At 36.1% G+C, this 21,772-nt stretch carries 25 protein-coding genes; 20 read left to right on the top strand and 5 right to left on the bottom strand.

Translation table 11 applies throughout. From position 1 onward, the window contains the following. The first annotated feature begins 1 nt into the window (after window position 1). The 14 genes from nirD to ATZ35_RS02030 all read left to right on the top strand — a co-directional run bounded on the left by nirD (window position 2) and on the right by ATZ35_RS02030 (window position 11,403). Window positions 2-307 carry a nitrite reductase small subunit NirD gene (gene nirD, locus ATZ35_RS02095; protein ID WP_208929149.1) on the top strand — a complete coding sequence of 102 codons (306 nt, stop codon included), beginning with the start codon at window positions 2-4 and terminating at the stop codon, window positions 305-307. Window positions 308-309: 2 nt separating this feature from the next. Continuing rightward, on the top strand, window positions 310-1,281 hold the full coding sequence (cobA, locus tag ATZ35_RS02090; protein WP_244148198.1) for a uroporphyrinogen-III C-methyltransferase: 972 nt from the start codon (window positions 310-312) through the stop codon (window positions 1,279-1,281). A 256-nt stretch (window positions 1,282-1,537) separates the two neighbouring features. After that, entirely contained in the window at window positions 1,538-2,323 is a 786-nt protein-coding gene (locus ATZ35_RS02085; protein WP_208929129.1) for a formate/nitrite transporter family protein, read from the top strand. 47 nt (window positions 2,324-2,370) lie between these two features. Continuing rightward, window positions 2,371-3,279, top strand: coding sequence for a hydroxymethylbilane synthase (hemC, locus tag ATZ35_RS02080; RefSeq protein ID WP_208929126.1), 909 nt, complete (start codon window positions 2,371-2,373; stop codon window positions 3,277-3,279). After that, on the top strand, window positions 3,276-3,956 hold the full coding sequence (locus tag ATZ35_RS02075) for a uroporphyrinogen-III synthase (protein WP_208929123.1): 681 nt from the start codon (window positions 3,276-3,278) through the stop codon (window positions 3,954-3,956). The genes hemC and ATZ35_RS02075 overlap by 4 nt, the downstream gene beginning before the upstream one ends. 163 nt (window positions 3,957-4,119) lie before the next feature. Beyond that, window positions 4,120-4,653 (top strand): dihydrofolate reductase family protein, encoded by a 534-nt coding sequence (locus tag ATZ35_RS02070; protein ID WP_208929121.1) that lies wholly within the window; start codon window positions 4,120-4,122, stop codon window positions 4,651-4,653. 170 nt (window positions 4,654-4,823) lie between these two features. Then, window positions 4,824-5,270 (top strand): CopY/TcrY family copper transport repressor, encoded by a 447-nt coding sequence (locus ATZ35_RS02065; RefSeq protein ID WP_208929118.1) that lies wholly within the window; start codon window positions 4,824-4,826, stop codon window positions 5,268-5,270. Window positions 5,271-5,308: 38 nt separating this feature from the next. Continuing rightward, complete coding sequence (locus ATZ35_RS02060) at window positions 5,309-5,509, top strand: heavy-metal-associated domain-containing protein (RefSeq protein ID WP_010766022.1); 201 nt, start codon at window positions 5,309-5,311, stop codon at window positions 5,507-5,509. A gap of 216 nt (window positions 5,510-5,725) precedes the next feature. Further along, complete coding sequence (locus ATZ35_RS02055) at window positions 5,726-7,825, top strand: BglG family transcription antiterminator (protein WP_208929115.1); 2,100 nt, start codon at window positions 5,726-5,728, stop codon at window positions 7,823-7,825. Between the two features lie 21 nt (window positions 7,826-7,846). Beyond that, window positions 7,847-8,152, top strand: coding sequence for a PTS sugar transporter subunit IIB (locus ATZ35_RS02050; protein WP_034701942.1), 306 nt, complete (start codon window positions 7,847-7,849; stop codon window positions 8,150-8,152). A 31-nt stretch (window positions 8,153-8,183) separates the two neighbouring features. Beyond that, window positions 8,184-9,473, top strand: coding sequence for a PTS sugar transporter subunit IIC (locus ATZ35_RS02045; protein ID WP_208929112.1), 1,290 nt, complete (start codon window positions 8,184-8,186; stop codon window positions 9,471-9,473). 15 nt (window positions 9,474-9,488) lie between these two features. After that, window positions 9,489-9,890: a tetratricopeptide repeat protein gene (locus tag ATZ35_RS02040; protein ID WP_208929109.1), complete on the top strand. Its 402-nt coding sequence runs from the start codon at window positions 9,489-9,491 to the stop codon at window positions 9,888-9,890. Between the two features lie 25 nt (window positions 9,891-9,915). Beyond that, a complete protein-coding gene (locus tag ATZ35_RS02035) occupies window positions 9,916-10,779 on the top strand; it encodes a class II fructose-bisphosphate aldolase (protein ID WP_208929106.1) in 864 nt (287 codons plus the stop codon). 6 nt (window positions 10,780-10,785) lie between these two features. Then, the gene (locus ATZ35_RS02030; RefSeq protein ID WP_208929104.1) at window positions 10,786-11,403 is read left to right on the top strand and encodes a P-loop nucleotide/nucleoside kinase family protein; all 618 of its coding nucleotides are present in this window, start codon (window positions 10,786-10,788) and stop codon (window positions 11,401-11,403) included. 93 nt (window positions 11,404-11,496) lie between these two features. On the opposite strand, the gene ATZ35_RS02025 is transcribed toward ATZ35_RS02030, so the two are convergent. Then, entirely contained in the window at window positions 11,497-11,976 is a 480-nt protein-coding gene (locus ATZ35_RS02025; RefSeq protein WP_086278548.1) for a GNAT family N-acetyltransferase, read from the bottom strand. Window positions 11,977-12,139: 163 nt separating this feature from the next. Between ATZ35_RS02025 and ATZ35_RS02020 the strand changes: the two genes are divergently transcribed. After that, complete coding sequence (locus tag ATZ35_RS02020; protein ID WP_208929101.1) at window positions 12,140-12,484, top strand: hypothetical protein; 345 nt, start codon at window positions 12,140-12,142, stop codon at window positions 12,482-12,484. A gap of 75 nt (window positions 12,485-12,559) precedes the next feature. Here the strand turns inward: ATZ35_RS02020 and ATZ35_RS02015 are convergent, their stop codons facing one another. Continuing rightward, on the bottom strand, window positions 12,560-13,942 hold the full coding sequence (locus ATZ35_RS02015; RefSeq protein WP_208929098.1) for a DUF5808 domain-containing protein: 1,383 nt from the start codon (window positions 13,940-13,942) through the stop codon (window positions 12,560-12,562). A gap of 14 nt (window positions 13,943-13,956) precedes the next feature. Continuing rightward, complete coding sequence (locus tag ATZ35_RS02010) at window positions 13,957-14,331, bottom strand: GntR family transcriptional regulator (RefSeq protein ID WP_208929096.1); 375 nt, start codon at window positions 14,329-14,331, stop codon at window positions 13,957-13,959. A 151-nt stretch (window positions 14,332-14,482) separates the two neighbouring features. Here ATZ35_RS02010 and ATZ35_RS02005 point away from each other — a divergent pair, with 151 nt between their 5' ends. The 3 genes from ATZ35_RS02005 (at window position 14,483) to ATZ35_RS01995 (ending at window position 17,140) form a co-directional block, all read left to right on the top strand. Beyond that, window positions 14,483-15,811: a C1 family peptidase gene (locus ATZ35_RS02005; RefSeq protein WP_208929094.1), complete on the top strand. Its 1,329-nt coding sequence runs from the start codon at window positions 14,483-14,485 to the stop codon at window positions 15,809-15,811. A gap of 682 nt (window positions 15,812-16,493) precedes the next feature. Further along, window positions 16,494-16,829 carry a DMT family transporter gene (locus tag ATZ35_RS02000; protein WP_208929092.1) on the top strand — a complete coding sequence of 112 codons (336 nt, stop codon included), beginning with the start codon at window positions 16,494-16,496 and terminating at the stop codon, window positions 16,827-16,829. Continuing rightward, window positions 16,826-17,140, top strand: coding sequence for a DMT family transporter (locus ATZ35_RS01995; protein WP_208929090.1), 315 nt, complete (start codon window positions 16,826-16,828; stop codon window positions 17,138-17,140). The genes ATZ35_RS02000 and ATZ35_RS01995 overlap by 4 nt, the downstream gene beginning before the upstream one ends. 149 nt (window positions 17,141-17,289) lie before the next feature. On the opposite strand, the gene ATZ35_RS01990 is transcribed toward ATZ35_RS01995, so the two are convergent. Then, on the bottom strand, window positions 17,290-18,606 hold the full coding sequence (locus ATZ35_RS01990; protein ID WP_208929088.1) for a peptidoglycan amidohydrolase family protein: 1,317 nt from the start codon (window positions 18,604-18,606) through the stop codon (window positions 17,290-17,292). A gap of 217 nt (window positions 18,607-18,823) precedes the next feature. Beyond that, window positions 18,824-19,393: a recombinase family protein gene (locus ATZ35_RS01985; RefSeq protein WP_208929086.1), complete on the bottom strand. Its 570-nt coding sequence runs from the start codon at window positions 19,391-19,393 to the stop codon at window positions 18,824-18,826. A 472-nt stretch (window positions 19,394-19,865) separates the two neighbouring features. Between ATZ35_RS01985 and ATZ35_RS01980 the strand changes: the two genes are divergently transcribed. Continuing rightward, window positions 19,866-20,609: a signal peptidase I gene (locus ATZ35_RS01980; protein WP_208929062.1), complete on the top strand. Its 744-nt coding sequence runs from the start codon at window positions 19,866-19,868 to the stop codon at window positions 20,607-20,609. An 89-nt stretch (window positions 20,610-20,698) separates the two neighbouring features. Next, the gene (locus tag ATZ35_RS01975) at window positions 20,699-21,745 is read left to right on the top strand and encodes a BsaA family SipW-dependent biofilm matrix protein (protein WP_208929059.1); all 1,047 of its coding nucleotides are present in this window, start codon (window positions 20,699-20,701) and stop codon (window positions 21,743-21,745) included. The last annotated feature ends 27 nt before the right edge of the window (window positions 21,746-21,772 follow it).

The raw sequence follows: 21,772 nt of genomic DNA, 5'->3' as shown, positions 1-21,772 counted from the left end.
CATGGAAAAAATTTTAGTGGGTCAATTAGCTGAGCTAGCTCCTAGAATGGGGAAAGAAATTATTGTTGGAGAGCAAAAAATCGCTGTTTTTCGTTTAAGTGATAATCGTGTTAAAGCAATTGAAAATGTTTGTCCTCATAAACAAGGTCCATTAGCTGAGGGAACTGTTTCAGGTGAATATGTATTTTGTCCCCTACATGACTACAAAATCAATTTAAATGACGGTCAAGTGCAAGAGCCAGATGAAGGTTGTGTTCGTGCCTATGAAACGATTGTTGAAGAAGACCTCGTTTATGTCATGGTGTAGTGATGGGAACAGTCTATTTTGTCGGAGCCGGTTCAGGTGATCCAGAACTATTGACACTAAAGGGGAAGAGAGTAATAGAATCAGCAGATGTGATTATTTACGATCGGCTAGTCAACCCAGTTCTGTTGTACCTTGCCAAAGATTCAGCTCGTTTTATTTATAGTGGTAAATATCCCAAGAATCATGTGTTGAAGCAAAAAAACATTAATCAGCTGTTGGTGAAAGAAGGTCATCAAAATCAGACTGTAGTCAGATTAAAAGGCGGTGATCCCGGTATTTTTGGTCGTGTGGGGGAAGAAATCGAAACACTTCAAAGCGAAGGAATCTGCTATGAAATCGTTCCAGGAGTTACGGCTGCTTCAGCTGCTAGTAGTTATAGCGGTATTCCGCTCACGCATCGTGAATATAGCAGTAAAGTTACGCTAGCAACCGCTCATCGTCAAGTGGGGGAAACCATCGATTTTAAAGGGCTGACAGATAATGGAACGATTTGTTTATATATGGGCGTAGAAAAAGTGGAGAGTACACAGAAAAAGCTCTTAGAACAAAATGTGTCACCTAAACTGCCAGTGGCGATCATCGAATGGGGGAGCTTAGGACGGCAACATACAATTACCGCAACAGTTCAAACGATGATCGATGCAATCAATGAACAACACATTCAAAATCCTGCATTGATTATTGTAGGAGAGGTTGTATCTTGTCGAGAGGGAGCGGATTGGTTTGAACAATTGCCATTGTTTGGACATAAAATGTTATTGATGGATACTGAAACCATCGATTTTGAAACGATTCTCACTTATACACAACAAGGGGCAGATGTTTATGCGATTCAAGTTGGTGAAGAGCGTGATAAACGGTTTGATGAGGTGCATAAACAGTACTTAAATGATCATTATTTTGATGAGGTCGTGTATTTAGATCCCAATCTAACGATGATGTATAAGAATCAAAGGGATATTTTAGATAAGTAAATTAGTTAGTTTTGTGGGCTAACCTTTCGGAAAAAAGATAAAATCTGCCTGTGACAGAAAGCGTCACAAACATATTTTCCTATTTTTCTGTCAGAGCTAAACGAGCCCGCTTGGCTTTTAATATTATCTAGCTGCACAAATCAATCCTTATGAAAATAGATAAATTGTCAGTGAAACAAAGAGCGTTTCAATGTCAATTTCCTAATTTTCTACAGGATTAGCCGATTTGTTCCGCTTTTAAATTAGGAGGTAAAATATGGGGTCATTTCAACCACCAGAAATAGTTGATGTTACAATTGAAAAAGGGGTTCAAAAGGCGCGGGGTAGTTTTTTGACTTTAGCGGTATTGGGATTTTTAGCAGGTGTTTTTATTGCTGTTGCAGGGATTGCGATGATTCGCGCAATGGGAACAATGCCAAAGGAATGGGGGACACTGGTTAATGTGATCGGAGCAGCTGTTTTTCCGTTTGGACTGATTTGTTTATTGTTAGCTGGAGGAGAGTTAGTTACAGGAAACATGATGGTTGTTTCAATGGCGTTGTTTGCTAGAAAAATCAGTGGCAAAGAATGGCTTAGAAACATTGTGATCGTGACGATTTTTAATTTGATTGGTTCCTTATTTGTGGCTTATTTCTTTGGCTATTTAAGTGGGGCGTTACAAGGAGACTTTGCAGAGCGCGCGATTCAAGTTTCTTTAGGGAGAACTAAAGATACTTTTTTACAAGGATTTCTTTCGGGGGTCGCTTGTAACTTTTTAGTGAGTACCGCAGTGTATTTGAACTTTGCAGCAAAAGATTTTATTGGTAAAATCGTCGGGATTTTTCTGCCAATCATGGGTTTTGTGATTTGTGGCTTCCAACACGTTGTAGCCAATATGTTCTTGATTCCGATGGGGATTTTATTAGGAGGCAATACGTGGTCAGCGTTTGGGCAAAATATGGTCAGTGTGTATTTAGGTAATATTATTGGTGGCGGCTTTTTTGTGGCAGGACTTTATTTCTTAGCATATAAAGTTGGTACAGGGCAGTTGTCAAAAAAATAAAATCTAGTATGATGAAAAGATAAGAAAAGAAAAAGGAAGTAAGTTGAATGAAAACCGTCTGTGTCGGCACCAGAAATAGTCCTTTAGCAATGAAGCAAACCATGATCGTAATAGATTTACTGAAAGAAGTTCATGGTGATTTTCCAGTTGAGATCGTCCCGATGACGACCAAAGGAGACCAAATGCTTTCAGTCAGTTTGTCTAAAATTGGCGGGAAGGGATTATTCATCAATGAAGTAGAACAGGCTTTATTGAGAGGCTCAATCGATTTTGCGGTCCATAGTTTAAAAGACATGCCAGCAAAAGTCGCGGATGGATTGACGTTAGCTGCGATTCCAGAGAGAAGCGATCCGGCTGATTGTTTGATTTTTAGAGAAGTGAATTCTTTAGAGGCGTTGCCCAACGGTGCTAGAATTGGAACGAGTAGTTTGCGGCGAGAATTTCAAATGAAAAATTTACGGGAAGATATTCAAGTGGAATCGATTCGAGGGAACGTAGGAACGCGTTTGAAACGGATGGAAGAACAAAATCTAGATGGCATTGTTTTAGCAGTAGCTGGTTTAAAACGATTGAATTGGTTTGATGAACCTACACATCCTTATCTTGTTTTAAGCTGTGAGCAGTGTATTCCAGCTGTAGGACAAGGCGCTTTAGCTGTAGAATGTCGTAGTCAAGATCAAGAGATGAACGATTTTTTAAACCCAATCGATGATTCGTTAACAAGAAAATTAGTCATGGAAGAGCGTGATTTTTTGGCGATGTTAAATGGAAATTGCGATATTCCTATTGGAGCTTTCGCTGTTCAAAAACAAAATGGCTATCAGTTTTCAGGATTTTTAGGAGATAAAGAGTTAGAACAGTCCTTTATCAAAAGTATAACTGTCCAAGATATAAACGGCATTGGAAAGCAGATAGCGATAGCGTTACTAAATGAAATGGAGCGGGATTCACTATGAATACGATTCTTTTAACTCGTTTGGTAGAAGACAATGCGGAGGATCGGTCATACTTTCAGGCAAGAGGATTTGAAACGGTTGAAATCCCATTGATTGCGCTGGAAAAGAGAACGTTAGATCAATCATTTAAAACGATGGTGAAACAAAGTGAGTGGATTTTTTTAACGAGTCAACACGCAGCCAAATTTTTTTTTCAGCAAATCAGTAGAAAAGATGTTGAAATGAAAAAGTTCGCTGTAATTGGAAAGAAGACTGCTCAAGTTCTCTTAGCTAATGATATAGAGACAACGTTCCAAGCCCCATATGCAACGAAAAAAAACTTGTTTGAGACTTGGTCAGCTTGTTATTTAAAACCAACTATGATATTTTACCCCAAAAGCAATTTAGCCAATCGCTTTGGTGAAGCAGAACTAGTCAATAAAGGACATCGGTTATTCACGCCAATCCTTTACGATAATTGCTTTCCAAAAGAAAATCAATTGTTGCTGCAAAAACGTTTAATGGATAAAAAACTACCGGCAGTTTATCTAGCAAGTCCGTCTTTGTGGGAACGATTTTTATCGGTATTTAGAGAAGTTGATTTAAGGGAAATGCCGACGCTATACTGTTTAGGCGAAACAACAAGACAGGCTATTTTAAAAGATGGATACGAAGCAATGTTAAGAAACGAAGTATAGTTGAAAGAAGAAATATTATTCTTTTCAATTATGCTTCTTTTTTAAACAAACTAGTTGACGAAAGTGATAAAACAGGTAGAATAGATAGTTCGAGGAAGTGACGTATTTTAGTATTATCTAGCTTCACGAGCTCGTTCAGCTTTTTAAAATTAGGAGGTTTTTTATGAGTAGAGAAGTTATTTTATACATTGCAGCAAGCGTTGATGGGTATATTGCTGAAGCAGATGGCAGTATTGATTTTTTAGGTGGCGGGATTGAATTAGTGGAAGAGGATACTAGTTATCAAGAATTGATGGAAAAGATCGATACAGTGGTGATGGGCCGAACGACTTATGATCAAGTAGTAAATGAATTGGCGGTCGATCAATATCCATATGAAGAACAATCATCTTATATTATCACAAGTCATCCAGATGAAAATACCGAAAAGCTATTCTTTACAAGTCAAGGACCTGTTGAGCTGATTCAAGAATTGAAAGAGCAAGAAGGTGAAGCGATTTGGGTCGTTGGCGGAGCAAGTATTATTGCACCTTTAGTGGAAGCCAATTTGATTGATACTTATATTCTTACGACAATTCCGACGTTTTTAGGGAAAGGGATTCGTTTATTTAATGAATTCAATGGACCGGTCAATTTGAAAGTAGATCAGGTTTATGTGAAGAATGATATGGTGTATACAACATATAAAACTAGATAAAGTGAGATAAGTGTGTGTGGCTATTTAGATAGCTGCACACTTATTTTATTTCATCTTAAAATTTTCTCTTTGACAAAGACCAAAAAAAGAGCTATTATAAATACAAGGTTCGACTACGTGTGTAGTTGTTCTGACGCTACAACGAGAAAACAATAAAAAGGAGACTTTTTATGTCAGAGAAGAAAAAAGCTTTGAACATCACTGACGCAGAGTGGGAAGTCATGCGCGTTGCATGGGCCACAGAGGAGACGACGAGTAAAGAAGTGACCGATATCCTAAATGAAAAGACTGAATGGAAAAGTACCACGGTCAAAACATTATTAAGTCGCTTAGTTGATAAAGGGATGCTTGGAACGAAACGTAATGGCAATAAATTTACTTACTTTCCTTTAGTCGAAGAGCGTAAAAGTATCGAAGTACTTTCGGAAGAAATGTTGACGAAAGTTTGCAGTAAAAAAGTAGGGAAGGTTCTTGAATCAATCATCGCTGAAAGTTTATTAAGCTTTGACGACATTGATGAACTGGAAGCACTACTGAAAGAAAAACGCAAGTCAGCAGTCGATGTCGTACCTTGTAACTGTACACCTGGCCAATGTCAGTGTCACCTTGTTCATTAAACCATTAACATACAAACAACAATAAGGAGTGTTTTACAATGGAAAAAACAGTAACGATCAACGGAATGAAATGTGATGGATGTGTAAACATCGTCAAAGAAAATTTTGAAAAAATTGCAGGTGTTCAATCTGCAACAGTTGACTTAGAAAAAAAATCAGCATCTGTCACAAGTGATAGAGAAATCTCAAATAATGAGTTACAAAATGCATTATCAGAAACTAAATTTACTGTGGCTTAAAAAGCTAGCTACGGCAAAAGAATATTGATCCTAACTTGAAGAGTGATACAAAACTAAATCAGTTTTGTATCACTCTTTTTTGTATACTAAAATTGCAACTAGTTATTTTTCAAAAAATGTTCACGCTTACATTTTTGCCGATAAATGTTGCAACAATCTCCACTAATCAATTGTGTCACACCACTATATAATGAAATCAAGCAAGGAGAGAAACAGATGAAAGATCGAACAATCCAAATATTTAAGCGCTTTATTTGGTCGGATTATCCTTTGACTCTTAGCGAGTTAAGCGAAGATTTTCGCATCAGTAATAGAACACTTAGAAATGAAATCAAAGAAATCAACGCATTTCTTGATGAACGAAACTTGCCCGAAATCAAAACGATTCGAAACAGAGGGATGCGTTTAAACCTTGAACAAAAGGAACGTGAATTGTTGGATGCATGTCTTGATGAAAAAAATGAATTCAACTATTTAAATCGAGAAGAACGAATTTTTGACTTGATCTTAGCTTTTTCGTTATCAGAACAGCCTGTGTTTTTATATCAAAAAGAATCAGACTATCAAATTTCGAAAAGTACAATGGATGAAGACATGCGTAGAGTTAGAACGATTCTTTTGGAATACGGTATCGAGGTGTTGAGCATTCCGAAACAAGGAATTATTTTAAAAGGATCTGAACGGACTATTCGAACCATGATTTACGATGTGATCAACCAATCCATTGATAGTTTACGATTTCTTGAGGGAAATGAATCAGGCTTGAGTAATTCAGAAAAACATCTATTTCGGTATATCCCTAAGCAGATATTGAAAAAAATCGACCAGATCTATCATCAGACGATTTCTTCACGAGAAGACCTTTACCGAAATCAACTAGTCATGTTTACAGCGATTTGGCTAAGCCGTTATTTAAGACAGGAATTGATTGTGAATTCTTCTTGGGAAGTAGTCGAGAACGGTCAAAATAAGCTTCACACTTTTATCGATCGGCTTTGCCGCACGCTTGCAGTGAGACCGCCCAGTTCTGAAATAAACTATATTAGTTTCATGCTGGAAACCTTCAACACTGGAAGTATCAGAAATTCTGTAGAGTGGGTCCAAGCACAAGTATTATCGATTCAACTCATTCAATTTGTGGAACAAACGACTAAAATTCCTTTTTCCAAAAAAGAAGAATCACTCCATGAGGGATTATATCGGCATATGGCGGGCCTGATTAGTCGGGTAAAAAGTGAAATTCAAATTTTAAATCCTTTAAAGGAAACGGTAAAACGATATTACGGCAATATCTATTTTGCGATTGAGAAATTTGCACCAACGATTGAAGCCATTACTAAAAATGAGCTAAGTGAGGACGAAATGGCCTTTTTAACTATTCATTTTTCTACCTCTGTAAGTGCGATCAATCAAGAGTTGACCTATACCTATAAAGCGGTTGTCATTTGTAATCATGGTACGGCAACGGGTCGATTATTAGCCGAGCATTTAAAAGAACTATTCAATATTGACGTGCTAGCTGTTTTAAGTACAGGAGAAATGGACTTGATCAAAAAGTTAGATGTTGATTTGATTTTTTCAACGCTGAGTTTAACCTATCCTGAAAAACCAATATTAGTCGTCGATCCAATCATCAAAGTAGAGAGTCGAAAAAATATCCAAGCTTTTTTAGAACAAAATAAACAATATAAGCGCTTGATAAATAATGACACTGATTCTACTGAATTGTTTTACCGTGTCCTTGACTTGATCAAAGAAAGTGGGGGAATGATCTCCAATGAAATTTATAAAAATCTAGAAAAAACCTTTGATCAGAATCATTTAAAGATAAATAAAAGGGAGCTGCAGCCAATGCTAAAAGATGTCTTAAAGAAAAGTGATATTTTGTTATTAGAAAAATGTCCTGATTGGGAGAGTGCGATTCAACGAGTAGCATGTCCTTTATTGAAAGAAAACGCTATTGAAGAATCGTATATAGACGCGATGATCGCCTCTGTTAAAGAATTTGGTCCATATATCGTGATGGGAAAACATCTAGCGCTAGCCCATGCAAGACCCGAAGATGGGGTAAACAAATTAGGAATTAGCGTGGCGACATTGGCAGAACCAGTTGTGTTTGGCAATGAAGAAAATGATCCAGTGAAAATCATTTTTTGTCTCGCAGCAGTGGACTCTTTTTCCCACTTAAATATTATGAAAAGCTTGATCGAATTGATCAACGATGAAACGAAAATCGATCGCTTGGCTCAATGCACCACTGTAGCTGATTTTGAAACAATTTTATATGAAGATGCGCTAAATGAAACTAAACAATAAAAATGACAGGAGCGAATTATTATGAAAAAACTAACGATTTTATTTGTTTGCGGAGCAGGATTAGGCAGTAGTTTTGCAGCACAAATGGCAGCGGAAGATGTATTAAACCAGAAAGGAGTCGAAGCGAAACTGGAGCATACAGATATTTCATCGGCAGTTTCGATGAATCCCGATATTATTATTACAGCTCAAAACTTTCAAACACAATTTGAAAAATTTACGATTGACGAAGAAAAAACAGCCATCATTTATCTGAAAAATATTGTGTCAAAAGCTGAAATAGATGAAAAAATCACACCAGTTTTACAAGCAAAAGGCGCTATTTAGCGACTAAAATATAAATGGAGGGACTTATATCATGGGGGTAGTTAATTTTATCATCGAGAATATCTTGACGCAGGCATCGATTACGATCAGCTTGATTGCTATGTTGGGCTTGATTTTACAAAAGAAATCGATTGGTCAAGTGTTATCTGGTTCATTAAAAACGTTGTTAGGGTTTCAAGTGTTAAGTGCAGGTTCTAGTATTATTGTAGGAAGTTTGACTTATTTTGGTGAGATTTTTACTAAAGGATTTCATATGCAAGGAATCATTCCTTCCATTGAAGCGATTAATGGACAAGCAATGAATGAACTTGGACTCGGTCGGGATATCGCATTAACATTTTTAGCAATTTTTGTATTCAACATTTTAATTGCCCGCTTTACAAAATGGAAATATATCTTTTTAACAGGGCAAGCTATTTTGTGGATGGCAACGATGACAACAGTATTTGGTTACTTTGCTGGACTTCGCGGGATTGCGTTGATTGTGGTTGGTGGATTTATTGGTGGTGTTTTTGCGGTGGCAATGCCAGCAATCGCACAGCCGTTCATCCGGAAAATAACAGGATCAGATGATATTGCACTAGGTCATTTTTGTACGATTGGGTATCTATTTGAAGCAGGCGTTGCCTGGATTTTTGGCGAACGTGGTGAAAATAAGAAGTCTGTGGAAGATCTTAAGTTGCCGAAATCCTTTGAGTTTCTTCAAGATACGTATTTATCTGTGATGGTTGTGATGGTGCCATTATATATCGTGACCGTATTATTTGCAGGTGAAACATTTGCAGCAACCTTGTCTGGCAATCAAAACTATATCATGTTTGCTTTCTTACAAGCGATTCAATTTGTCGTCGGCGTATATGTTTTGTTAGCAGGTGTTCGTTTACTACTTGGAGAAATCGTTCCAGCCTTTAGAGGGATTGCAATGAAACTAGTGCCAAACGCTATTCCAGCTTTAGATTGTCCAGTGTTTTTTCCATATAGCCCAAATGCTGTGATTTTAGGATTTATTACGACAACAATCGGTGCCGTTTTTGCGATGTTTATTTTACCAACATTTGGCTTAGCGATGATTTTACCTGGAATGCTAACGAACTTTTTTGCAGGCGGCACTGCAGGGATTTTCGGGAATGCAGTGGGTGGTAGACGTGGTGCGATCATCGGCGGAATCGCACATGGATTCTTTATCACATTATTGCCTGCATTATTAGTGACGATTTTCAATAGCATGGGCTTTGTCAATGCTACAGCAACAGATGTGGATACAGTTACGGCAGCACTTTTATATGCTTGGATCATTAGCCCGATCATGAAGGCCTTTTAGGAAAGGAGTGAAACGATGTTTGATTTTCTAAAAAAGAAAAAAACAAAGCCTGTCAAACTAGAAGTAGACGAGACTTTAACAGAAGAACAAAAAGAAGAATTACGCCAAGAAATAGAACAACTTACTGTAGAAATTGCATCATCAGAACCAATAGATAGTGTGTTCGCTGAAAAATATGAAGAAGTCGGCTTGTTATTGGCACAACTTAGTGAAATAGACGAAGCAATCGTAGCGTTAGAGAAAAGTCAGTCCTATAAAAATAGTATTGGCGCAGGTTATAAAAAATTAATGAGTTTGTACAATCAAAAACGTGCAGAAGCAGCAAAAAATGGGGATGATGCCGGCATTGATAAATGGATGAATAAAATGGATGACATGCGAAAAATCGCTAAACAAGTTACGATCAGCGGTCAGTAAAATTGAAAAGATTGGGGAGAAACACATGTATACAACCTTAAAAGAAGTCACAAAAATAGCAGAAGAATTAAATTTTACCGTAGGTGCTTTTAACGCTCATAATTTAGAAATGTTGCCGGAAATGATTCGGGCAGCGAAAGAAATGGGTGCTCCGATTATTATTCAAACCAGTGTGGATACAGCGAAATATATTGGTTATGATGTGTTAGTTTCTGTAGTGAAAACGATGGCTGACAGAGAAATGGTAGATGCAGTTCTTCACTTAGACCATGCAAGAAATTTTGATGATATCAAAGAGGCAATCGATCAAGGGTATACATCTGTAATGTATGATGGATCTCATTTACCGTTTAAAGAAAATATTTTGAAAACGAAAGCTGTGGTAGAATATGCCCATCCACGAGGAGTCTCTGTTGAGGGGGAATTAGGAACGATCGGAGGCACAGAGGAAGGAATTCATGTAGAGGAAAATGACAAAGTCTACACAAAACCAGCAGATGCCCGTATTTTTGTAGAAGCTACAGGAATTGATGCTTTAGCAATTGCGATTGGAACCAATCACGGTCAATTTAAGTCTAAAACAGAAGTCAACTTACCGTTGTTAAAAGAGATTCATGCCACGGTTGATATTCCCCTTGTAATCCACGGAGGAACTGGTGTAAAAGAAGAAGACTACCCAGAGCTGATCAATAACGGTATCCGAAAATTCAATGTGGGGACAGAACTTTTGGTTAATTGGACTAAAACGGCGAAAGAATCATTTGAAGCGACAGCCATTAATAAGTCGTTACGATACAATGTAATTCCTGCCAATGAAGTATGTCATGAAATCGTCAAACATAAAATAGGGTTATTTATGAATGTGGACAGCCCACTTGGTATGAGGTAGGATTGGATGCAAAAATTTTTAATCTTACTTGCAGGTAGTCCCGCAACAGGGAAAACCTATTTGATCCAAAAAATCCAAGAACAGATTCCAGACATATTTTTGATCACACCAGATGAAGGGAAGGAATTGTTTGCTGATTCAGTTGGATTTGATACGCTTGATGAAAAGCAGCGGTTGGAACAAAGAGTTTGGCACTTTTATTATGGGGTTTTAGAATTATATATGGATGCAGGAAAACAGGTGATCGTTTCAGAGTATCCATTTAGTGACAAACAAAAAGATAAACTCGCTCAATTTGCTGATACTTATGGATATGAAGTGATCACGATCCGTTTGGTTGCTGATTTTGAAGTCTTGTGGGAACGCAGAAAGAAACGGGATTTAGAGCCTGAGCGACATCTGAGTCATTTGATGACGCATTACCATTTTCAGGATCAATTAGAAAATCGCAACGAAGCAGACAATCATATTACAAAAGCAGGATTCAAACAAATTATTAACACAAGAGGTTATAATCAATTTCAGTTAGGAGAACTTCACGAATTTGATGTTACAGATTATCTGAAGGTTGATTATCGTTCTCTGATTGAATACTTGAAAAACAAGATCGAAAATAATAACTGAAAAATAAATAAAAACGACAAAATAGAGGCATCTCTGAAATTTCCAGTGAATGTCTCTATTTTGTATTGCTAAACAATTCAGTAAGTTAAATCCTTACTTGGCCTCTTTACGATAAACCATCAAATAGTTCATAAGCAAAACACCATTACGGTAATTGATTTTTTGTTCCACTACCTCAAATCCAAACGATTCAAAGAAAGGCTTCGCTGTGATCGATGAATAAACGATCAGTTCTTTTGCTCCTGCTTTAAGTGCATGATCCATTAAGTCTTGGACTAACATTTTTCCTATGCCATAGCCAATCCACTTTTTATCGACATACAAGTAACCAAGCTCACCCGTGTCAGATATATTACCGAAACCGATGATTTCCATTCTGTTTAATGCAACCATTGTATAACTAGACGATAGTTCAGCATCCCATTTATCGTAATCAGGTGATAGCTGTACCCATTGTTCGATCTGTTGTTGTGTATAATCTTTTTTATTGATTGCTTGAACAGTTCCGTTAAATATAGCAATTATGTTTTCTAAATCAGATTTTTGATATTTTCTTAAACTGAATACAGTCATTAGTTGTTCACTCCTATTCATTAAGCTTAGTTTAATCACATTAAAGAAATATGTCAAAGTATAATTTGCAGAATCGAGCATTTTTTAGCAAAATAATCTTCTTTATTAACTTATCAAGCAATTAAGTATAATAATTCTTAATAAACAAATGAGGTGAGCTGATATGCACAGGTTAGAAAAAGTAGGCAATATTCTCGCTGAACAAACGAAAAAGCAAAAAACAGTGGAACAATTGAAAGGGAATACAGCTCAAAAAATCAGTGAGGTGTTATCTTTAGCAAGAAACACCGTTAGTGAAGATTTGAATAAATTATTGACTAATCAAGAAGCGATCCGAGTTAAAAGTCGACCCGTTTTATTTTTCAGCAGACAAGAATTAGAAAAACAGTATAGTTGTGTATTTGATGAACAGGTAACAGTGTTCAATCATCAATCTAGAAATAGTAGATACAAGATCGATGATGTGAAAACATTATTGGGTATGATCAAGAATACATTGGAAAAATAAAAGCGTAACGAGCTCGTGAAGCTAGATAACAGTAAAGAAAAGGTTGGACCCTTAAGAGAGAGCTCAACCTTTTTTTTATTTCCCACGAATCGTTTGAATATCCTTATAGTATTTTTCAGTCAATTTTGTGTCTTTATTTGTATAGTAATACAGCTTATCATTCGTCTTTATTTCTAAAATCGGTTTCTTATTTGCTAAAACAAGTAAATAGGCAGGTTCATTATTGAGTTGAAATTCCCCAGTTAAATAATTTTCTGTTGCTGTCCCGTATAGTTTAAGTCGATCTTTAGGAAGCGTATTGATCAATTCTACAGATTCAATCTCATCCCAAGTGATTTTTCTACTTTGACTTAAAGGAGCAGATAGAGAGATCCCGTTATGTGATGTGCTCAATTCAAATGGATTGGCAGAAAAATCACTGATCACCATTGGAACACTAGCTCCAATTAAAGAAAATAAAACCAAAACACCGATTATCCCTAAAGCCAGTTTCCCGGCTGGTCGGCCTAAATTTACAGAGATATTCATCCCTACACGGTCCGGGATCATGATTCTTTTATCATTTGGATTAATATAAATGCCATACTTCCAATATTGATCTTCATCACTATAACGATATTCCTTTGCTTGTGCAATCAATTGATCCTGTTTTTTTCTTGATGAAAATAAATAGTAAAAAGTGAAAAGGACAAAGCCAAGAATAAATATAGCGTAACCCACTGAAAACAACATCATTTTTTCATAAGGAATTGAAACTGAGCTAACAGAAATAAACGCTAGCGGGCTCAAAACTAGTGCTGAAACAGCCATTAAAACAGACCAATGATGTCGCATTTGATCATTGACTTGTTGATTAATTGTTTCATCACATGTTAAAGGCTTAACAGGAAACCGTGCAATAAAATAATAAAAAAGTAAAAACATGGCTGACATTAGCAGTGAAATCAGACCAATGATCCAGTTCCCATTAGACAAACCAAGAGTTGTAAAAGAATAAATGCAACCCAAAAGAGTGATCAAAATACTAGGTAAAAACCACCAAATCGAAATTAATTTACGATTTTTATTAGCCACTAATGCGGTATCAACTAAGAGTGGGCTTGTAGGTAAAACCCAATTATTTTGGACTTTAACAGTCGTCATTTTACGAATATAGATGACCTGTAAATAAAATGAGGTGCCAATAAAGCCAAAGATCATTACTAAAAAATAAATCAATGTCAATGAATCATACGATATGGTAAGGATCGGAAGCGCAGCGACAGAGAAAATAAAGGCCCACTGTAATAGCCGTTTCTTGTAAGTTCTACTAATCGTTAGAACTTGTTCATCTTGAAGTTTTTCTTTAGGTAAAGTTGTTTCTAAAATAATATTTTTATGTGGATTAGCAGGGATTCTACCCGCTAATGCCATTAAAAAGTTGACCCCAACAAGTAGTAAATATAGAAAGAAATTCATTTTCAACACACCTTTTACTGTTCAAATTTTTGATAAATCTGTTTGATTTCTGCTTGGATTGTTTTTTCAGATAATTGATGAATAGAAGCCTCGGCTAGCAATAATTCCAGTTCCTTTAAAAAACGTGTATAAAAAGGTGGATCCAGCGGTTGTTTTTCGGCTACTTTCGTTCCATTTCGACGATCAGTTAAAATATACCCATCATTTTTCAATAAAGTATAAGCTTTTGAAACAGTCATCATATTGACTCCGATTTCATCAGCCATTTGTCGAACAGAAGGTAAAATTTCACCTGGCTTCAACTTATTTGTAGCAATCCCAAGGATCAATTGATTACAAATCTGTTGATAAATCGGCATTTGATTTTGAGTATCTATCTCCAATAACATATTATCACCTCTTTTTCGTTCCTTTGTATTACATATAATAATACACGTAATGCAAAAATGCAAATTTATCTTATCAAAAACTTGAGTGATTGAAGATTCAGGCATATAATGACAATGGGAACTAACCTTATAATCGAAAGGATGAATCAATATGTCAGTGATCGAACCAACTGTAACACAAAAATTTCATGATAGTTTCATAGAAAATAATAAACTAAACGCCTTACAACGTGGCGTTGTCAAAAATGGCATCACAGCTTCTGCTCAAAATCAACAGTCTGAAGTAAATAATGTGCCAGTATTTTCTGTCGATATTGCCACAGGAAAAGTAGCCAACCAAAAACAAAGCGGACGTTGCTGGATGTTTGCAGCCTTAAACACTTTTAGACACAAAATGATCAATAGCTTCAACTTAAAAGATTTTGAACTTTCTCAAAACTATACATTTTTCTGGGATAAGTACGAAAAATCAAATTATTTCTATGAGAATATCATCGCGACAGCAGATCAAGAATTAGATAGCCGAAAGGTTGCATTCTTATTAGCAACACCACAGCAAGATGGTGGACAATGGGATATGATCGTATCTCTTTTCCAAAAATATGGTGTAGTGCCAAAAACAGCTATGCCAGAAAGTAGCAATAGCTCAAATTCTAGAGACTTAAACAATTACCTAAACAAAAAACTAAGAAAAGACGCAACGATTTTGCGTGAGTTGATAACGGCTGGAAAATCAGCAGCTGAAGTTCAATCGGTTAAAGAAACAATGTTAGAGGAAGTATATAATTTTCTAGCAACTTCATTAGGGACACCTCCAGAGACGTTTGATTTTGAATACCGTGATGAAGAGAAAAGCTATCATTTAGATCAAAAATTGACGCCTCAATCATTCTATGAAAAATATGTAGGTGTTAACCTGGATGACTATGTAAGTGTGATCAATGCACCCACAGCGGATAAACCTTACAATCAAACCTACACAGTAGAAATGCTAGGCAATGTCGTAGGCGGTAAAGAAGTGAAGTATATCAATGTGGATATGAGCACCTTTAAGAAACTTGCTGTAGCTCAATTAGAACAAGGTGAATCTGTTTGGTTTGGCTGTGATGTTGGTCAATCTTCAACTAGAGATAGTGGAATTATGTCTCTAGACGCTTATGATATGAATGATTTATTTGATATCGATTTCACGATGACGAAAGCACAACGTTTGGATTTCGGTGAAAGTCTAATGACCCATGCGATGGTTTTAACAGGAGTCGATGTAATCGATGGGACTTCAACTAAATGGAAAGTAGAAAATAGCTGGGGAGAAAAAGTCGGCGATAAAGGATTTTTTGTGATGAGTGATGCTTGGATGGATGAATATACGTATCAAATCGTTATTCGTAAAGAGTTATTATCGAAAGAATTACAAGAAGTTTGGAAACAAGAACCAACCGTTCTAGCACCTTGGGATCCAATGGGCGCTTTAGCATAAAGATAAAAATTATACCCACCTCAAATGAGGTGGGTTCTTTTTATTACGCTAAGTCTATGGATATTTTCAAAAAGATTTTAGTGTGGTATAATTTGTATAGACAAAAGAAAGACGTTGACATTACTACCGCCTAAAGTAAGTAATATCAACGTTGACTGATTCACTAGGAATCTTTTTTTGATAAAGTAAGTGTATCATATGTTGCTTAGATTTACAAAATCATGAGATATAAATGTTCATAAAAAGTTGATTCAATCAGCTTTTTATATAAACAAAAAAGATTTTCAGAAAGATAGATGGAAAAAAATCGAGTAAAATGATTGAATTTTTAGACATTTATGTATTTATTTCGGTATAAAAATGGGGTTTAAGCTTGTCTTGTAGGGAAATGAAGAAGAATATTAAGAATTTTTTAATTAATAATAGAGAAAAATTCTATTGCCAAATTCTAGATTGTGGAGTAGAATGAGAAACAGTTTCAACGAATCAATAGAATAAAATTAAATCAAACAACTTTTGATAAACTGCGCCGGCTATTTATCAGTAAAAGTGTGAATCGACAATTCTTAGGCCATAGATGGAATTGTTGATTGGCACTTTTTTTCTTTGGTTGGATGTTGAAAAGTATAAGGTGAAGCGGAACGGAACGTTGTTACCGTTTTTAAAATTAGGAGGTTTTTTCATGAACAAGGATTGGATTAAATTAATGATTGGCGCATTTTTTGAAGTTTTATGGGTCATTGGAATGAAACATAGTAGTACGTGGTGGGAAATTTTATTGACAGCAGTCTGTATTCTTATCAGCTTTTACGCCTTGATCAAAGCAGGTGAAACGTTGCCTGTTGGAACGGCTTATGCAGTTTTTGTTGGTTTAGGTACGGCGGGGACGGTGATCACAGGGATTCTCTTCTTTGGTGAAGAATTTAAAGTGTCGAAAATTCTCTTGATCGTAGTATTACTGATTGGTGTAATGGGCTTGAAATTTGTAACGGGTGAGAAAGGAGCAAATCAAAAATGAGTTGGTTATTTTTAATTATTGCAGGCATTTTTGAGATGCTAGGGGTTGGATCGATCAATCGCTTTAATCAAAATAAAGATAAAATGTCGTTATGCTTATTATTCCTGACCTTTGGCAGTAGCTTCATTTTTCTTTATTTAGCGATGAAAACTTTGCCAATGGGCGTTTCTTATGCTATTTGGACAGGTATCGGGGCCGCTGGGGGTGCTATTTTAGGGATGATTTTTTATGGTGAATCGAAAGACTGGCGTAGAATTGTTTTTATTGGGATTATTTTAGTATCCGTTATTGGATTGAAACTGATTGGCTGATGCTTTAAAACTAAGAGGATGAGACAAATGTTATGTGGCTTATTGCCATCATAACATTTGTCTCATCCGTGTGTTTTGTTATATTTGGTGTGTGAAGGTATTAATTTTTAATAATAATGTGGCATGCTTTTTTTTATTTTCCAGAATGTTTATTTATTTGTAAGTTTAATTCGAATCGCTTGGATTGCTAATTTCTGACCAGTTGTTCCGGCTACGGCACCATTTTTAACCCAGCTCATCCAACCTTTTTCTGACACGTGTACTTGGTAAGAAATATCGTATTGTTTTTCTAAGCCATTTTTTAGTTTGAGTTTAACGGCTTGCAAGGATAATTTTTGTCCTGTTGTGCCACCTGTATTTGTCAACCAACCCTTTTCTGCCACGTGAGCATCAATTTGTACATTTTCTTTCTTACCGTCTACATAAACTTCTAAGCATTGGCTTTCAATTCCTAGACCAGTTGTTCCAGCCATTTGGTTATTAGTAACATAACCAAGCCAGCCTTCATTGGCTAAATGCATTCGATATGACACACCTTTTGTTGTAGGTTGACTAGTTCCCTGATCAATTGGTTTACGAACGAGTTTCATTTTCAATGCTTGAAGGCTTTTCTTTTGCCCAGTTGTTCCGGCTGTTGCACCATCTTTCACCCAGCTCATCCACCCTTTATCAGCAACATGAGCTTGATATTCTAAATTGTAGTAGTTTGCTGCTTCTCCAGTTAATTTGGCTTGGATTGCCTCAACCGCTTTTGATTGTCCAGTTGTTCCACCAAGCTGTCCGTCTTTTACCCAAGGCATCCACCCAATACTGGATACATGGGCACGATATGAAACAGAAGCTTGAATCTGATTGTTTTTGAAAAGTATTTTTACCGCTTCTACTGGTAAATTGTAACCAGTTGATCCTGATAAAGCGCCATTGGCTACATTGTTCATCCAGCCTACTTTACTTACATGAGTCTCGTAATTAATCCCTTTTTTAATTGGCTGTTCAGGATTTTTAGTTGGTAATTTTGGTGGTTCTGGCTTTGCAGCTGCACTTCTGTACACTGTAATTGGTGGTCTTCCATTATAGCCCCAAATGACATCATGATTATTTGTTGTGATACCATTATAGCCATAATTACAATGAATGATATTATCTACACTGTCAACAAAAATACCAGTATGTCCAGAAGCTCCTCCAGAAGCTCCGCGAGCTCCCCAGATAAAGACGTCTCCTCTTTGAACCCTATAATTTCCGTTTACAGGAGCCACTTGCCGCCAATTATTTCTTTCTAGATCTCCAAATAAAGTATCTGTATTTCCCATACTTCCACTTGGCAAAAAGCCACCTGCGATCAATGAAAAATAGACCGACGAACTACAGTCATAACTATTTGGACCAAGTCTATTAGTCATACTATAAGTTACTTTTCCTTCTCTATCTTTCATCCATTTAATCATTGCTTCAATACTTGCCATAAAACATCTCTCCTTTATTTTGTTAATAAATCAACAGCGCTGTTAATTCTATTAATAGATTAGCAAAAAAAAGAAGGAGTAATCTGTTACCTTTCTATCAAATAAATGTCTTAATTCTGTTATATTTCTCCCAAAGGTCTATTTTTTATGTACTGTCAGTAATAAGGTAAATCGTTGTTCTTAGTTTTTCATTGCATTTTTATGTGCTAGTTGTGTGTTAGTTGACCTTCCTGAGTAAGTTTTGTTTTCTAATATGATTGTAGACTGTCGGGACCGAGACATTACATCTTTTGGCAATTTCCGGAACAGATAAGTCTGAATTAGTATAAAGCGCCATTGCTTCATTAACTTCTTTTGTGCGTGGTGGACGTCCTAGCTGCTTACCATTTTCTCTAGCAGCATCAAGGCCTGCCATCACTCTTTCACGAATCAATTCTGCTTCCATTTCAGCGAAAGCCCCCATTACGGTGAAAAAGAATCGTCCCATTGCAGTTGTAGTATCAATATTATTTTGAATACTGACAAAATGAATATTTCTTCGATCAAATTCCTCTAACAAACTTAACAGTTGTTTGGTGCCTCTAGATAATCGATCAAGCTTAAAAATAACCAATGTATCTCCTGATTTTAAACAGGCCAAAACCTTATTTAGTTCGCTTCTAGATGTTTTTCTGCCACTTTCTCGTTCTTTGTAAATAAAATCTACACCATATCGTTCAAGAGCCTTTTGTTGAGAATCAAATTTTTGCTGATGCGTGCTGACACGCATATAACCAATCACTGCCATGTATAAACACCTCTACTGTATTAATAGTTACTTTTCTGTTCATAATAATGAATGATAAAATTGATCACTTATTCAGCAATTTAAAGAGCTGAATAAAGTTAGCGCAAGCATTTGGATCACCCCCATTGATACTCTGAAAACAAAGAGTAAAAAATATTTTTAAATACTATTGACTTTCAGTTTTCTCTATAATAAACTAATGATTTTTATAGAGCCGAAACGCTTGCTATTTTTTTTAGAGGAAACAGTCTAGAAATACGTTGTGAAGGGGTTTATCCTTTCAAACGTATTTCTTTTTTGCGTTTTAGTTGATTTTCTCAATATCATTAGTTTTTTGGACTCTTCAAATGACTTAAAACGATTAGCAGAAAGCTTATTTCTGAAGCTTATAGAGTTAGTTGTTTTTCTTGATAGTTAAAAGTAAAGGATCATTGTTTTTGGTAAGTACAAGGCAAAGTGAGGGTTTAGGGAAATGGCGGAAGAGCGAAATAAGAAGCAACAGCCAAACAAAAAAAAGCGAACCACAAAATCAGCAGCAAAACAATCTGTAAATAAGAAACAGGTCTCTAAACATTCAAAACCTAAAAGTAGGAAGCCGCAAGCTAAAAATAGCAAAAGAAAACAAGAGCTTGCTTCTAAAAAAACAAAAAACAAGACGCAACAACGTAAACCCAAAAATCCTGTCTATACTTTATTATTTAACATTATTTTTTACGGTTTCATTTTATTTATGATTATTGGATCGATTATTTTTGCAACGACTAAAAATGCTGACAAAAGTGTTATGGGTTATCGTTTTTTCGGTGTTTTAACAGATTCAATGGTACCGAGAGATCCTGAAAAACAAAAAGGAGGCTTTCATTCTGGTGATGTGATCATCGTAAAAAACATTGCTGGAGATTCGGCTGAAGTAGGAGATATCATCACATTTCGTCCTAGTATCAAGAGTCAGGCATTTTTGACTCATAGAGTGAAAGAAAAGATGGATCATTTAGGCGATACTAAGGGAACCTACTATATTACCCAAGGAGATGCCAATTTAGCAGAAGATGTGCCAGTTAGTGCAAAACAAGTGGTGGGTAAAAAAATTATAGTTGTTCCTAAAATAGGTGCATTTCTAAATTTTGTACGTGAAAATCCGCTTGTCTCTATTGTTTTCCTAATCTCAGTTTTCGGTTTTATCACGATCATCAGGTACTACATTTTAAATAAATAAAGATATTTACTTTTCAATTGGGGATGAAATCCTATTTTCGTTGCCAATTAAAAAGTTAATAATAAAAAAATTTGGGAGGAAATTAAGAAATGAATAAAAACAGAAAGAAAAAAGTTCTTGCGTTAGCAAGTGCCTTTGCACTTGCAGCAATAGCTGCAGCAACGTTTGCTTGGTTTACCAGTGAAGACGAAAAAACCAACCACTTTGAAGGTCAAATTGCAACTGGAAAAGATATTGAAGTGGTGGAAACATTTGAGCCACCGACCGAATGGGATCCAGGTTCAGAAGTAAATAAAGATGTGGCAATTGCCAATATCGGTAAATACAAAACATTGATCCGTGTCTCTTTAACAGAATCATTGCAACTTTTAAAAGACCATCAAGCAAAACCAACAACTGGTGCTGAACTTGAAGGCAAAACAAGCAAAGACATCTATGTATTACCTGGCGCAGATGCCCCAGCTGGTTTCACAGATTCTACCTTTGATGGTGCTGCACCAAAAATAAGTGTAACAGCAGGAGAATTCGCTGGAGATTATACATTAAAAGTGAAAGAAAAAGCTGAAACAGTTGGAACAAAAACAACGTATACTTACCGCTATGCTTTTGAAAAAGGCGGTGTCTTATATCATGCAAGTGGTATTGATGGATTCGTACGTGATGCTGCAAATAAAATTAAGGTAAAATCAGGTACTCCAGCTCTTAGCTATGTATCGTTAGAATACAATGCTGCTGAGGAAAAAGCATGGACACAAGCACCAATTTATGCACCAACATTCACACAAGATGGTACGTTGATTTGGAATGCACCTGCAGCAACAGGATCAAACAATATCCAAATTTCATTTAATAACATTACAACTGATCCAACTGTCGCTGACAAATGGTATTTCAACGCTGCTGATGGTTACTTCTACTACACAAGTGTTGTAAACCCGGGAGTAAATACAACACAATTAATGGATGCAGTTAAATTACTAGGAACAGCTGGTAATGAATATAGTAAATTGATTTATGACTTAACTGTAAAAGGCCAAGGAATCGCAGCATACAAAGACGCTGTTGATGATTGGTTGCCAGCAGGTATCAATGATCCTTTAGCGACAGCTTTAAAAGATCTAGTACCAGCTAAATAATTAAAAATAGCTATCTATTTTGAGGGG

This window comes from Enterococcus rotai, assembly GCF_001465345.1.
GTDB lineage: Bacteria > Bacillota > Bacilli > Lactobacillales > Enterococcaceae > Enterococcus_L > Enterococcus_L rotai.
This window is presented reverse-complemented; position numbering and strand designations above follow the sequence as displayed.